Source organism: Micromonospora sp. NPDC047740, assembly GCF_043204735.1.
Classification (GTDB): domain Bacteria; phylum Actinomycetota; class Actinomycetes; order Mycobacteriales; family Micromonosporaceae; genus Micromonospora.
The window spans coordinates 42,730-55,732 of record NZ_JBIDCT010000031.1 but is presented as its reverse complement, the minus strand read 5'-3'; the positions used below and the strand labels follow the sequence as shown (position 1 = coordinate 55,732).

The following is a 13,003-nucleotide window of genomic DNA, read 5'->3' as shown; positions in this document are numbered from 1 at the left end:
CTACTCGGCCTCCTGACACATGAGATAACCCGAAGGGCCGGCCCCCACCAGGGGCCGGCCCTTCGACACACCCAGAAACGGCCGACCCCCAACAAGAGGGCCGGCCGTTCGGCGTCTCCCGATGCCGGCCAGTCGAACCGGTGGCGGCGGCGTGTGGCGGTCAGGCAGGTGCGTCGGCCTCGGCGAGCACGGCGAGGATCTGCTCGCCGTACTTCGCGAGCTTGTTCTCGCCGACGCCGTTGATCCGGGACAGCTCGGTCAGCGAGGCCGGCGCCTCGGTGGCGATCTGGCGCAGGGTCGCGTCGTGGAAGATGACGTACGCGGGCACGCCCTGCTCCTTGGCGGTGGCCGCCCGCCAGGCCCGCAGCCGCTCGAACACCGGGGCCGCGGCGGCGCTGAGGTCGGCGACGACGGTGGCCGCGCCCCGCGGTTTCGCCGACCGGGCGGACACCGGCTTCTCCGGCTCCCGCCGCATGGTGACCGTACGCCGGCGGCCCAGCACCTCGGCGCTCGCCTCGGTCAGGGCGAGGGTGCCGTAGTCGCCCTCGACGGCGAGCAGGCCCTCGGCGAGCAGTTGCCGCACCACGCCCCGCCACTCCGCCTCGCGCAGCTCGGTGCCGATGCCGAAGGTCGTCAACGAGTCGTGGCCGTACTGGTCGATCTTGTCGGTGCGCTTTCCGAGCAGGATGTCCACGCAGTGCCCGGCGCCGAACCGCTGGTTGCGTTCCCGGTCCAGCCGGTAGACGGTGGAGAGCAGCTTCTGCGCGGCGACCGTGCCGTCCCAGGACTCCGGTGGTTCGAGGCAGGTGTCGCAGTTGCCGCAGCCGCCCGCGCCGGTCTCGCCGAAATACTCGAGGAGCTGCGCCCGGCGGCAGCGGACCGTCTCGCAGAGGGCCAGCATCGCGTCCAGGTGGGCGGCGAGGTTGCGCCGGTGCGCCAGGTCGCCCTCGGAGGTCTCGATCATCTTGCGCTGCTGGACCACGTCCTGGAGCCCGTACGCCAGCCAGGCCGTCGACGGCAGGCCGTCCCGCCCGGCCCGGCCGGTCTCCTGGTAGTAGCCCTCGACCGACTTCGGCAGGTCGAGGTGGGCGACGAAGCGTACGTCCGGCTTGTCGATGCCCATCCCGAAGGCGATGGTGGCGACCATGACCAGCCCGTCCTCGCGCAGGAAGCGCTGCTGGTTGACGGCCCGGGTCCGGGCGTCCAGCCCGGCGTGGTACGGCAGGGCCGGGACCCCGTTCGCCACCAGGAACTCGGCCGTCTTCTCCACCGACGCACGGGACAGGCAGTAGACGATGCCCGCGTCGCCCGGGTGCTCGTCGCGCAGCAGGCTCAGCAGCTGCCTGCGCGGCTCCCGCTTGGGCACGATCCGGTACTGGATGTTGGGCCGGTCGAAGCTGGCCACGAAGTGTCGGGCGTCGGTGAGCTGGAGCCGGGTGGCGATCTCCGTACGGGTGGCCTTGGTCGCGGTGGCGGTGAGCGCGATCCGCGGCACCCCCGGCCAGCGCTCGTGCAGCATCGAGAGGTTGAGGTAGTCGGGGCGGAAGTCGTGCCCCCACTGGGAGACGCAGTGCGCCTCGTCGATGGCGAACAGCCCGATCCGGCCCCGCTCCAGCAGGCCGACCGTGGCGCGGCCGGCCAGGGCCTCCGGGGCGAGGTAGAGCAGGTCCAGCTCGCCGGCGAGGAAGGCGGCCTCCACCCGCCGCCGCTCCGCCGGCTCCTGGGTCGAGTTGAGGAACCCGGCGCGGACGCCGACGGCGGTGAGCGCGTCGACCTGGTCCTGCATGAGGGCGATCAGCGGCGAGACGACCACCGCGACCCCGTCCCGGACCAGCGCGGGGATCTGGTAGCAGAGCGACTTGCCGCCCCCGGTCGGCATCAGCACCAGCGCGTCTCCGCCGGCCACCACGTGCTCGACGACCTCCTGCTGGAAGCCTCGGAAGGTGTCGTAGCCGAACACCCGGCGCAACACCCGCAGCGCGTCCTCGGTCCGCTCATCGGTGGGGGAGACCATCCGCGCAGTCTACGAGCGGCCTCCGACAGCGGCCCGCTCCGGCGAGCGCGTCGCGGGGTCCGCGGGGCCCGGCCGGCCCGGGCCACGTCGGGCCGGCCCGGTCGGGCGGCCAGGGTGGGCACACTCACCGGTGGCGCGCGAGCGGTCACCGACCGTCAGCAGTGGCTGACGGTGTCGGAAGTGCGACCGTCTCCGGCGGGACCTGGGGAAACCGATACCGAGACGACGACAAACCGGACAAGTAGCTGTTCCGGTCGTCACCCCGTGGAATCCCGGGCCGGGTCGTAGCCGTTAGAGTCGCTGACTGACCACGCGCGGCCGAGCGGCCGCGGCGCCACGGCTTGGGGGTAACGGGTGAGCGAGGCGCGGACGCCGGGAGACCTGGTGCCGACAGGTACGGAGACAGCCCTCGGACGGCCGGCGCCGGCCGAGGTGGACACCACCCTGGTGGTGGTGACCGGCCTTTCCGGCGGTGGCCGCAGCACGGTGGCCCGGGCGCTGGAGAACGTGGGCTACTACGTGGTCGACAACCTGCCCCAGGCGCTCATGCTGGACATGGCCGAGCTGGCCTTCAAGGCCGGCGGCGCGGCCCGGCGTACGGCCATGGTGCTGGACGTCCGCTCCCGCGCCTTCTCCACCGACCTGGCCGGCGCGATCCGGGAGCTGCGGGAGCGCGGCTTCCAGCCCCGGGTGGTCTTCGTCGACGCCGACGACGAGGTGCTGATCCGCCGGTTCGAGAGCGTCCGGCGCTCGCACCCGCTGCAGGGTGACGGGCGGCTGGCCGACGGCATCGCCGTCGAGCGCGCGCTGCTGGAGGAGGCCCGGGACCAGGCCGACGTGATCATCGACACCAGCCACCTGAACGTCAACCAGCTCCGGCGCCGGGTCGAGGAGCTGTTCGGCGGGGAGGACTCCCGTCGACTGCGGATCACCGTGCTCTCCTTCGGGTTCAAGTACGGCCTTCCCCCGGACGCCGACTTCGTGATGGACGCCCGGTTCCTGCCCAACCCGTACTGGGTGTCGGAGCTGCGCGAGCACACCGGGCGCGAGGAGGCGGTCAGCGCGTACGTGCTGGGCCAGGAGGGCGCGGAAGCCTTCGTGACCGGCTACGCCGATCTGGTCAACGCCACCACCGCCGGCTTCGAGCGGGAGGGCAAGCGCTACCTGACCGTGGCGGTCGGCTGCACCGGCGGCAAGCACCGCAGCGTCGCCATCGCCGAGGAGTTGGCCGCCCGGCTGCGTCAGTCCGGCATCGCCGCCCACGCGCAGCACCGGGACCTGGGGCGGGAATGATCCCGACCAGGGTGGTCGCCTTCGGCGGCGGGCACGGGCTCTCGGCGTCCCTGCGGGCGCTGCGGCACTGCGTACCCGAGCTGGACCTGGACATCACCGCGGTGGTCACCGTCGGCGACGACGGCGGCTCGAGCGGCCGGCTGCGGGCCGAGCGCGGCGGGCTGCCGCCGGGCGACCTGCGGCAGGCGCTGGTCGCGCTCGCCGGCGATCACCCGGCCACCCGGCGCAGCGCGGCGCTCTTCCAGCACCGCTTCGCCGCCGGCGATGGCGCGGGAGCGGGCGATTCGCTGGCCGGGCACGCGGTCGGCAACCTGCTGCTCAACGGGTTGACGGAGCTGCTCGGCGATCCGGTGGCCGCGCTCGACCACGCCGGTGCGATGCTCGGCGCGGTGGGCCGGGTGCTGCCGATGTCCTGCCAGCCGGTCGACATCGAGGCCCGGGTGCGCGGCGCCGATCCGGGCCACCCCGACGAGGTACGCACGGTGCGCGGCCAGCATCAGGTGGCGGTCACCTCCGGCCGGGTCGAGTCGCTGCGGCTCACCCCGGCCGCGCCGGCGGCCTGCCCGGAGGCGGTCGCCGCGGTACGCGCGGCCGACTGGCTGATCTTCGGGCCGGGCAGCTGGTACACCAGCGTGCTGCCCCACCTGCTGGTGCCGCAGTTGGCCGACGCGATCGTCTCCAGTCCGGCGCGGCGGCTGGTCACGCTCAACCTGGTGGCGGAGAAGGAGACCCACGGGCTCTCCCTGGCCGACCATCTGGACACCCTGCGGCGCTATCTGCCCGAGCTGAAGGTGGACATGGTGCTGGCGGACTCCACGGCGGTGGGTGACCCCGAGGCGGTTGCGGGTGCGGCAGAATCGCTGGGTGCCCGGCTGGTCCTCGCCCCCGTCGCCGTCCTCGACGGCGCGCCCCGTCATGATCCAGCCGCCCTGGGCGCCGCGCTGGTGCCTGTCCTGGGTGCCGATCGTTAGACACGTACGTAATCAACGGCGACACGCCGGAACCGGTCCGTGAGGGGGCGCACTATGGCGATGACGGCGGCGGTCAAAGACGAGCTGAGTCGGGTCGACGTGCCCAAGCCGTGCTGCCGGCGGGCGGAGATGGCGGCCCTGCTGCGCTTCGCGGGCGGCCTGCACATCGTGTCGGGTCGCGTGGTGGTCGAGGCGGAGCTGGACACCGGCGCGGTCGCCCGGCGGCTGCGGCGGGAGATCGCCGAGGTCTACGGCTACCCGAGCGAGATCCACGTGCTCGCCTCCGGCGGGCTGCGCAAGGGCAGTCACTTCATCGTGCGGGTGGTCAAGGACGGCGAGGCGCTGGCGCGCCAGACCGGTCTGCTGGACGTCCGAGGCCGCCCGGTGCGCGGCCTGCCGCCGCACGTCGTCGCGGCCAACGTCTGCTGCGCGGTCTCCGCGTGGCGGGGCGCCTTCATGGCCCACGGCTCGCTCACCGAGCCGGGCCGCTCCAGCGCGCTGGAGATCACCTGCCCCGGCCCCGAGTCGGCCCTCGCCCTGGTCGGCGCGGCCCGACGGATCGGGATCACCGCCAAGAACCGCGAGGTCCGTGGGGTGGACCGGGTGGTGGTCAAGGACGGGGACTCGATCGCCGCCCTGCTCACCCGCATCGGCGCCCACGCCAGCGTGCTGGCCTGGGAGGAGCGCCGGGTGCGCCGGGAGGTCCGGGCGACCGCCAACCGGCTGGCGAACTTCGACGACGCCAACCTGCGCCGCTCGGCCCGCGCCGCGGTGGCCGCCGCCGCCCGGGTCACCCGGGCCCTGGAGATCCTCGCCGACGACGCCCCGCACCACCTCACCTCCGCCGGAAGGCTGCGGCTGGAGCACCGGCAGGCGTCGCTGGAGGAGCTGGGCGCCCTCGCCGATCCGCCGCTGACCAAGGACGCCATCGCCGGCCGGATCCGCCGGCTCCTCGCGCTGGCCGACAAGCGGGCCCGGGACCTGGGCATCCCGGATACGGAAGCGGCCGTCACGCCGGACATGCTCGTGGTCTGATAGGACGGTGAGGCGTCACCTGCGGCGGGTTCACCACCCGCCGCAGCGCGATGCGGCACGCTCGGATAAGGTCGCTGCGTACGGCAAGGGGGCCGGCACAGGCACCCCTCGCCGTGCTCACCGCCTCGGGCGGTCAGGTCCTCAGGACCGCGGCGGGGTGGCCGAGATGAACCGTCAACGGCCGGCTCCAACGGTCGGCGCACACACCTCCGCCGGCCCTGTTCTGACGCCGGCGGACCAGAACGCGAGGAGATGGGACCTGTGACCATCCGGGTTGGCATCAACGGCTTCGGCCGGATCGGCCGCAACTTCTTCCGGGCAGTGCTGGCGTCCGGCGCTGACGTCGAGGTCGTGGCGGTCAACGACCTGACCGACAACGCGACGCTCGCCCACCTTGTCAAGTACGACAGCATCCTGGGCCGTCTCCCGCACGAGGTGAAGGCCACCGACGACGAGATCAGCGTGGGCGGTCACACCATCAAGGCGTACGCCGAGAAGGACCCGGCCAAGCTGCCGTGGGGCGAGGCCGGCGTCGACGTCGTCATCGAGTCCACCGGTTTCTTCACCGACGCCACCAAGGCGAAGGCGCACATCGACGGTGGCGCCAAGAAGGTCATCATCTCCGCTCCGGCGAAGAACGAGGACGTCACGGTCGTCATGGGCGTCAACCAGGACCAGTACGACCCGGCCAAGCACACCATCATCTCGAACGCCTCGTGCACCACCAACTGCCTCGCCCCGATGGCGAAGGTGCTGCAGGACACGTTCGGCATCCAGCAGGGTCTGATGACCACCATCCACGCGTACACGCAGGACCAGAACCTGCAGGACGCGCCGCACAAGGACCTGCGCCGGGCCCGGGCCGCCGCGCTCAACATCGTGCCGACCTCGACCGGCGCCGCGAAGGCGATCGGCCTGGTCCTGCCGGAGCTGAAGGGCAAGCTGGACGGCTACGCGCTGCGCGTGCCGATCCCGACCGGCTCGACCACCGACCTGACCGTCACGGTCGGCCGGGAGACCACCGTGGACGAGGTCAACGCCGCGATGAAGGCCGCCGCGAACGGTCCGCTCAAGGGCATCCTGGTCTACAACGAGGACCCGATCGTCTCCGCCGACATCGTCACCGACCCGGCGTCCTGCATCTTCGACGCGCCGCTGACCAAGGTGATCGGCAACCAGGTCAAGGTCGTCGGCTGGTACGACAACGAGTGGGGCTACTCGAACCGTCTGGTCGACCTGGTCAAGCTGGTGGGTAGCTCCCTGTGAGTGCGAGGAGTGAGCTTGCGAGCCCCGCAGTCACGAACGGAGGGCTAGCTCTGTGAGCATCCGCAACCTCGACGACCTGCTCGCCGAGGGGGTGTCGGGTCGGCGCGTGCTGGTGCGCGCCGACCTGAACGTCCCACTCGACAAGCAGACCGGTGAGATCACCGACGACGGCCGGATCCGGGCCGTCCTGCCGACGCTGAGCGCGCTGGTCCAGGCCGGCGCGAAGGTGGTCGTCTGCTCGCACCTGGGCCGCCCGAAGGGCGCGCCGGACCCGCAGTTCAGCCTCCGCCCGGTGGCCGGCCGGCTGGGCGAGCTGCTCGGTGCCCCGGTCCAGTTCGCCGAGGACACCGTCGGCGACTCGGCCCGCGCATGCGTGGAGGGCCTCGCCGACGGTCAGGTCGCCGTGCTCGAGAACCTCCGCTTCAACAAGGGTGAGACGAGCAAGGACGACGCCGAGCGGGGCGCCTTCGCCGACCAGCTCGCCGCGCTCGGCGAGGCGTACGTCGACGACGCCTTCGGCGCGGTGCACCGCAAGCACGCCAGCGTCTACGACGTGCCGGCCCGGCTGCCACACTTCGCCGGCCGGCTGGTGCTGCGCGAGGTGGAGGTGCTCAGCAAGCTGACCGGCGACCCGGAGCGGCCGTACGTGGTGGTGCTGGGCGGCTCCAAGGTCTCCGACAAGCTGGCCGTGATCGAGGCGCTGCTGCCGAAGATCGACCGGCTGCTCATCGGCGGCGGGATGTGCTTCACCTTCCTCAAGGCCCAGGGCCTGGAGGTGGGCAGCTCGCTGCTGGAGGAGGAGATGGTCGAGACCTGCCGCAACCTGATGGAACGCGAGCCGGGCAAGATCATGCTCCCGGTCGACGTGGTGGCCGCGGTCGCCTTCGCGCCGGACGCCGAGCACCACACGGTCCGGGTGGACGGCATCCCGAACAAGCGGGTCGGGCTCGACATCGGCCCGGAGACCGTGGCCGGGTTCGCCTCCGCCCTCAAGCAGGCGCGGACGGTGTTCTGGAACGGCCCGATGGGCGTGTTCGAGATGGCCGCGTTCGCGAACGGGACCCGCGGGGTTGCCGAGGCGATCGCGAAGTCCGGTGCGTTCAGCGTCGTGGGCGGCGGTGACTCGGCGGCGGCGGTGCGGACGCTCGGGCTCGACGAGTCGGCGTTCGATCACATCTCCACCGGCGGCGGCGCCTCCCTGGAGTATCTGGAGGGCAAGACCCTCCCCGGCATCGCGGCCCTGGAGAAGTGATGGCGAGCCCCACCCGCCGGCCCCTGATGGCCGGCAACTGGAAGATGAACCTGAACCACCTCGAGGCCAACCTGCTGGTGCAGAAGCTGGCCGCGAGCCTCACCGAGAAGCAGCTCACCGAGGTCGAGACGGTGGTCCTGCCGCCCTTCACCGACCTGCGGACCGTGCAGACGGCGGTGGACGGCGACAAGCTGCTGATCGGCTACGGCGCGCAGGACCTGTCGCCGTACCAGTCGGGCGCGTACACCGGGGACATCGCCGGGTCGATGCTCGCCAAGCTGGGCTGCACCTACGTGGTGGTCGGCCACTCGGAGCGGCGGCAGTACCACAACGAGGACGACGCACTGGTCAACGACAAGGTGAACGCCGCGTTGGCCAACGGGCTCACCCCGATCCTCTGCATCGGCGAGGGGCTGGAGGTCCGGGAGCAGCTCCGGCACGTGCCGCATTGCTGCGACCAGCTTGACGGCGCGCTCCGCGGGCTCACCGCGGAGCAGGTCACCAAGGTCGTCGTGGCGTACGAGCCGGTCTGGGCGATCGGTACCGGCAAGACGGCGACCCCGGAGGACGCCCAGGAGGTCTGCGGCGAGGTGCGCAAGCGGCTCGGCGACACCTTCGACGAGGCCACCGCCCAGCAGGTCCGGATCCTCTACGGCGGCTCGGTCAAGGCGTCGAACATCGCCGCGATCATGGCCCAGCCGGACGTGGACGGGGCCCTGATCGGCGGTGCCAGCCTGGACGCCGAGGAATTCGCGCAGATCTGCCGGTTCCCGGAGCACATCGCTCGCTGATAGCTCGCTATCCTTGACGCTGCCCGTCCGCCGGTCGGTGCCGCCGTGCCCGACAGGACGGGCAGTGATCGCAACGAGAGGACAAACCCCCGCCATGCCGATCTGGTTCGCCTACACGATGATCGTGTTGCTGGTCATCACGAGCGTCCTGCTCACGCTGCTGATCCTCCTGCACCGCGGCAAGGGCGGCGGGCTGTCGAGCATGTTCGGCGGCGGCGTCAGCTCCAGCCTGGCCGGCTCCTCGGTCGCCGAGAAGAACCTCGACCGCTACACCGTTCTGGTCGGGATCATCTGGTTTGCGTGCATCGTCGGGATCGGGCTCTGGCTCCGGCTCCAGCTGAGCAGCGGCGCCTGAGTCAGCGCGTCGAGCGTACAATCTGCGCGCGGTCCGTTACGGACCGCGCGCAGTTTGTTTTTCCGCTGCACCGCGTCGCCCGCCGTCCACCCCCGCGCGGCGGTCCCCTCCGACGACAGGAGCAAGCAGCAATGCCCGGTGACAACGTCGTCCGCGGCACCCGGATCGGGTCCGCCCCCGAGCGCTTCGACCAGCGGTACGAGCCGGCCCCGCGCCGGCCGGTCACCTACTGGTGCGGCAACGCTCACGAGGTCCGGTTCCTCATCGCCGCCGACGCGGAGGCGCCGGCGGCGTGGGACTGCCCACGATGCGGCCAGCCGGCCGGCCCGGACCCGGGAAACCCGCCGGGCCGGCCGCGTTCGGAGCCCTACAAGAGCCACCTGGCGTACGTGCAGGAGCGGCGTACCCCGGAACAGGGGGAGGCCCTCCTCGCCGAGGCCCTGGCCGCGCTACGCCGCCGCCGGGGCGCCTGACCGCGCCGCCTCGCCCTCCGCCCCTGAGAGGCCTGATTCAGGGACCGAGTGGCTCTCCGCCGCGGCACAGCCCCTCGTTCCGGGAAGCTGCGCGCAGCGGGCGGCGAGGAGTGCCGCAACGGAGGTTCAGCGGAGGCTGCGCAGCCGGGGCGGCACGTCGGCCGCCGCCGCCCGGTCGAGCAGCCAGAGGGTACGGGACACCCCGTGCACCCCGGCCGCGGGAAGCTGCACCGGCCCGGCCCCGGCGAGGGCCATGCCCACCGCCCGGGCCTTGTCCGCGCCGGCGGCCACCAGCCAGACCTCCTCGGCGGTGTTGATCGCCGGCAGGGTCAGCGTGACCCGCACCGGCGGGGGCTTCGGGCTGCCGCGTACCGCGCTGACCGGCCGGCTGTCGTGGTGCACCGGGTGCTCCGGAAAGACCGACGCCACGTGCCCGTCCTCGCCGACGCCGAGCATCAGCACGTCGAAGTGGGGGAGCGCGGCGGTGCCGGGCCGCGCCGCCCGGGCCAGCTCCTGCGCGTATCCGGCGGCGGCCGCCTCCGGGTCGTTGCCGGCCGGCCCGTCCGAGGCCGGCATCGGATGGATCCGCGCCGGGTTCAGCGGCACCGCGTCCAGCAGCGCCGCCCGGGCCTGCGTCTCGTTGCGTTCCGGGTCGCCGGCCGGCAGGAACCGCTCGTCGCCCCACCAGACGTCGACCCGGGACCAGTCGACGGCGTCCCGAGCGGGTAGCTCCGCCACCGCCCGGTACACCGCCGCGGCGATCCGCCCGCCGGTCAGCACCACCGACGCCTGGCCCCGGTCCGCCTGCGCGTCGAGCAGCTTCACCACCAAACGGGCCGCCACCGCCTGCGCCAGCAGGTCGGGGTCGGCGTGTACGGCGACACTCGCCTCACTCATCCATCGTGCCTTCGTGCTCCGACCGCCCCACGGCGGTCACCGGTGCTGTCCGGCCGCCGGGCGGCCCGTGCCGCCCGGCGGTCCGTTCACTGGTTGGCGGTCGCGCCGGCGTGCGCGCTGATTCCGGCCTCGGCCCGCTGGGCGGTCGCCGGGTCCTTCCACACGTGCACTCGCTGGGTGGGGCGTTCCTCCAGCCCGGAGATGCCGGCGGTCGCGCCGAGCGCCTCCGCGTACACCTGGTCGGCGTCGAGGCGGCGCAGCTCCTCGGCCAGCTCGTCGCCGAGCGGGCGGCGGACCAGCGGCAGTGTCCGGTCCTGCTGGCCGGTACGCCGGAAGGTCGCCACGTTGTCGTCCCGGGTCAGGGTCAGCTGGTCGCCGTTGGCGCAGCGCAGCTGCACCTCGCGCATCCGCGGGAACTCGTCGGTGCGTACCCAGGCCGGGTCGATGTCGAGCCGCGACGCGAGCCAGCCGCGCATCAGCGCCGCCGTGGGATCGGACCCGGGCCCCACCACGGTCGCCTCGGTGACCTTGGCCTGGGCGGTGTCGAACGCCCCGGCCACCAGGGTGCGCCACGGGGTGATCCGGGTCCAGGCCAGGTCGGTGTCGCCCGGGGCGTAGTCCGCGGCCCGCTGCCGCAGCGCCGCGACCGGGTCGGCGGCCTGCGCCGAGTCGGTGATCCGCCGGTCGGCCACCACGCCGAGGAAGTCGGTCGCGATCTCCTCCGGCGGCTCGCCGTGCCACCAGGTCACCACCGGCACGTCCGGCACCAGCAGCGGCAGCACCACCGACTCGGCGTGCAGGGCGAGCCGGCCGTACATCCGCGTGACCACCGCCTCGCACGGGCCGAGCCGGCCGCCGACGACGATCTCCGCGTCCAGGCGGTTGCGGTCCCGCTCGACGTCGGAGCGGACCACCACGAGCAGCCGGCACGGGTGGGCGGCGGCCGCTATGGTCGCCGCGGCCTCCGCCTCCCGGACCCGCTTCTCGTCCACCACCACGATCAGGCTGAGCGCCATGCCGCTGGCCACCCCGCCCGCGCTGCGCCGCTCGGCGGCGAGCGCCTTGACCACCTCGTTACCGGTGGTGTCCCACAGGCCGATCAACGGAACCTCCCGGTGTGCTCGGTCATGCCCGCCGCCAGGAGCGGTCGTCGCGGGCCAGCATCTCGTCCGCCGCCCGGGGCCCCCACTCGCCGGCCCGGTACGACTCCGGCTTGGTGCCCGCCCAGGCGTGCTCCAACGGGTCGATCACCTGCCAGCTCTGCTCCACCTCGGCGGCGTCCGGGAACAGCGTCCGGTCACCGATCAGCACGTCCAGCACCAGCCGCTCGTACGCCTCGGGGCTGGACTCGGTGAACGCCTCGCCGTACTGGAAGTCCATCGCGATGTCCCGGACCTCCATTGCGGTGCCCGGCACCTTGGAGCCGAACTTCAGCACCACACCTTCGTCCGGTTGCACCCGGATGACGAGCTGGTTGTTGCCGAGCGACTCCACATCGGCCGGGTTGAACGGTAGGTGCGGCGCCTTCTTGAAGATGATCGCCACCTCGGTGACCCGCCGGGGCAGCCGCTTGCCGGCCCGGATGTAGAACGGCACCCCGGCCCAGCGCCGGTTCTGGATGCCCAGCTTCACCGCCACGTACGTCTCGGTGGTGGAGTCCGGCGGGATGTCCTTCTCCTCCAGGTAGCCGACTGCGCGTTCGCCGCCGACCCAGCCGGGCAGGTACTGGCCCCGGACGGTGTCCCGGGCCGCGTCCTTCGGCACCGTGATGGCCTTGAGCACCTTCAGCTTCTCGGTCCGGATCTCGTCGGCGTCGAAGCTGGTCGGCTCCTCCATGGCTACCAGGGCGAGGAGCTGGAGCAGGTGGTTCTGCAGCACGTCCCGGGCCGCCCCGGCCGAGTCGTAGAACCCGGCCCGAGTGCCGATGCCGACGTCCTCGGCCATGGTGATCTGCACCGAGTCGACGTACTTGCCGTTCCACAGCGGCTCGAAGAGGTTGTTGGCAAAGCGCAGGGCGAGGATGTTCTGGACGGTCTCCTTGCCCAGGTAGTGGTCGATCCGGAAGACGTCCTGGCGGGTGAAGACGTCGTCGACCAGGTCGTTGAGCGCCTTCGCCGAGGGCAGGTCGTTGCCGAACGGCTTCTCCACCACCACCCGGCGCCAGCCACCCGACTTGGCGTTGTCCGCCATGCCGGTACGGGCGAGCTGCTTGAGCACCACGGGGAAGGCTGCCGGGGGGATGGAGAAGTAGAAGGCGGCGTTGCCGTCGATGCCGTGCGAGTCGCGCAGTTCGTCCAGGGTGGTGGCGAGCTGGTCGAACGCGGCGTCGTCGTCGAACGAGCCGCCGACGAACTTGATGTTGCCGGCCAGCCGCGCCCACACCTCCTCCCGCCACGGGGTGCGGGCACCGTTCTTCGCCGCCTCGTAGGCCAGCGACTCGAAGTCGCCGTCGCCCCAGTCACGCCGGGCGAAGCCCAGGACCACGAAACCGGGCGGCAGCAGCCCCCGGTTGGCCAGGTCGTAGACCGCCGGCAACAGCTTCTTGCGGGCCAGGTCACCGGTGACCCCGAAGATCACCAGAGCGCACGGCTCCGGGATCCGCGGCAGCCGCCGGTCCTGCGGGTCGCGCAGCGGGTTCATGCCGCCTCCTCGCTCC

Annotated in this window: 12 protein-coding genes; 8 read left to right on the top strand and 4 right to left on the bottom strand. The window is 72.5% G+C overall.

Annotation, left to right across the window (positions count from 1 at the left end):
• Positions 1–160: 160 nt before the first annotated feature.
• Positions 161–2,014, bottom strand: a complete 1,854-nt coding sequence (gene recQ / locus ACGF4F_RS35245) for a DNA helicase RecQ (RefSeq protein WP_393084587.1) — start codon at positions 2,012–2,014, stop codon at positions 161–163.
• A 384-nt stretch (positions 2,015–2,398) separates the two neighbouring features.
• Here recQ and rapZ point away from each other — a divergent pair, with 384 nt between their 5' ends.
• The 8 genes from rapZ (at position 2,399) to ACGF4F_RS35205 (ending at position 9,450) form a co-directional block, all read left to right on the top strand.
• The gene (gene rapZ, locus ACGF4F_RS35240) at positions 2,399–3,307 is read left to right on the top strand and encodes an RNase adapter RapZ (protein ID WP_357445516.1); all 909 of its coding nucleotides are present in this window, start codon (positions 2,399–2,401) and stop codon (positions 3,305–3,307) included.
• Positions 3,304–4,278, top strand: coding sequence for a uridine diphosphate-N-acetylglucosamine-binding protein YvcK (gene yvcK, locus ACGF4F_RS35235; RefSeq protein WP_357445513.1), 975 nt, complete (start codon positions 3,304–3,306; stop codon positions 4,276–4,278). Before rapZ ends, yvcK begins: the two co-directional genes overlap by 4 nt.
• A gap of 54 nt (positions 4,279–4,332) precedes the next feature.
• Positions 4,333–5,313: a DNA-binding protein WhiA gene (whiA, locus tag ACGF4F_RS35230; RefSeq protein ID WP_073837989.1), complete on the top strand. Its 981-nt coding sequence runs from the start codon at positions 4,333–4,335 to the stop codon at positions 5,311–5,313.
• Between the two features lie 261 nt (positions 5,314–5,574).
• Positions 5,575–6,579 carry a type I glyceraldehyde-3-phosphate dehydrogenase gene (gene gap, locus ACGF4F_RS35225; protein WP_073837988.1) on the top strand — a complete coding sequence of 335 codons (1,005 nt, stop codon included), beginning with the start codon at positions 5,575–5,577 and terminating at the stop codon, positions 6,577–6,579.
• Between the two features lie 52 nt (positions 6,580–6,631).
• Positions 6,632–7,831 (top strand): phosphoglycerate kinase, encoded by a 1,200-nt coding sequence (locus ACGF4F_RS35220; RefSeq protein WP_393084581.1) that lies wholly within the window; start codon positions 6,632–6,634, stop codon positions 7,829–7,831.
• Positions 7,831–8,622 (top strand): triose-phosphate isomerase, encoded by a 792-nt coding sequence (gene tpiA, locus ACGF4F_RS35215; RefSeq protein ID WP_073837986.1) that lies wholly within the window; start codon positions 7,831–7,833, stop codon positions 8,620–8,622. Before ACGF4F_RS35220 ends, tpiA begins: the two co-directional genes overlap by 1 nt.
• A 94-nt stretch (positions 8,623–8,716) precedes the next feature.
• Positions 8,717–8,977: a preprotein translocase subunit SecG gene (gene secG / locus ACGF4F_RS35210; protein ID WP_073837985.1), complete on the top strand. Its 261-nt coding sequence runs from the start codon at positions 8,717–8,719 to the stop codon at positions 8,975–8,977.
• Between the two features lie 131 nt (positions 8,978–9,108).
• Positions 9,109–9,450: an RNA polymerase-binding protein RbpA gene (locus ACGF4F_RS35205; RefSeq protein ID WP_357445504.1), complete on the top strand. Its 342-nt coding sequence runs from the start codon at positions 9,109–9,111 to the stop codon at positions 9,448–9,450.
• A 126-nt stretch (positions 9,451–9,576) separates the two neighbouring features.
• Here ACGF4F_RS35205 and pgl read toward each other — a convergent pair whose 3' ends face one another.
• From pgl to zwf, 3 genes are all read right to left on the bottom strand, one after another.
• Positions 9,577–10,347: a 6-phosphogluconolactonase gene (gene pgl, locus ACGF4F_RS35200; protein ID WP_357445501.1), complete on the bottom strand. Its 771-nt coding sequence runs from the start codon at positions 10,345–10,347 to the stop codon at positions 9,577–9,579.
• A gap of 86 nt (positions 10,348–10,433) precedes the next feature.
• Positions 10,434–11,450, bottom strand: a complete 1,017-nt coding sequence (locus ACGF4F_RS35195; RefSeq protein WP_387424359.1) for a glucose-6-phosphate dehydrogenase assembly protein OpcA — start codon at positions 11,448–11,450, stop codon at positions 10,434–10,436.
• 22 nt (positions 11,451–11,472) lie between these two features.
• Positions 11,473–12,987 (bottom strand): glucose-6-phosphate dehydrogenase, encoded by a 1,515-nt coding sequence (gene zwf, locus ACGF4F_RS35190; RefSeq protein ID WP_393084574.1) that lies wholly within the window; start codon positions 12,985–12,987, stop codon positions 11,473–11,475.
• Between the last annotated feature and the right edge of the window lie 16 nt (positions 12,988–13,003).

Coding starts and splice junctions, on each gene's coding strand:
- recQ (WP_393084587.1), bottom strand. CDS start 2,014: ATGGTCTCCCCCACCGATGAGCGGACCGAGGACGCGCTGCGGGTGTTG.
- yvcK (WP_357445513.1), top strand. CDS start 3,304: ATGATCCCGACCAGGGTGGTCGCCTTCGGCGGCGGGCACGGGCTCTCG.
- whiA (WP_073837989.1), top strand. CDS start 4,333: ATGGCGATGACGGCGGCGGTCAAAGACGAGCTGAGTCGGGTCGACGTG.
- tpiA (WP_073837986.1), top strand. CDS start 7,831: ATGGCGAGCCCCACCCGCCGGCCCCTGATGGCCGGCAACTGGAAGATG.
- secG (WP_073837985.1), top strand. CDS start 8,717: ATGCCGATCTGGTTCGCCTACACGATGATCGTGTTGCTGGTCATCACG.
- ACGF4F_RS35205 (WP_357445504.1), top strand. CDS start 9,109: ATGCCCGGTGACAACGTCGTCCGCGGCACCCGGATCGGGTCCGCCCCC.
- pgl (WP_357445501.1), bottom strand. CDS start 10,347: ATGAGTGAGGCGAGTGTCGCCGTACACGCCGACCCCGACCTGCTGGCG.
- zwf (WP_393084574.1), bottom strand. CDS start 12,987: ATGAACCCGCTGCGCGACCCGCAGGACCGGCGGCTGCCGCGGATCCCG.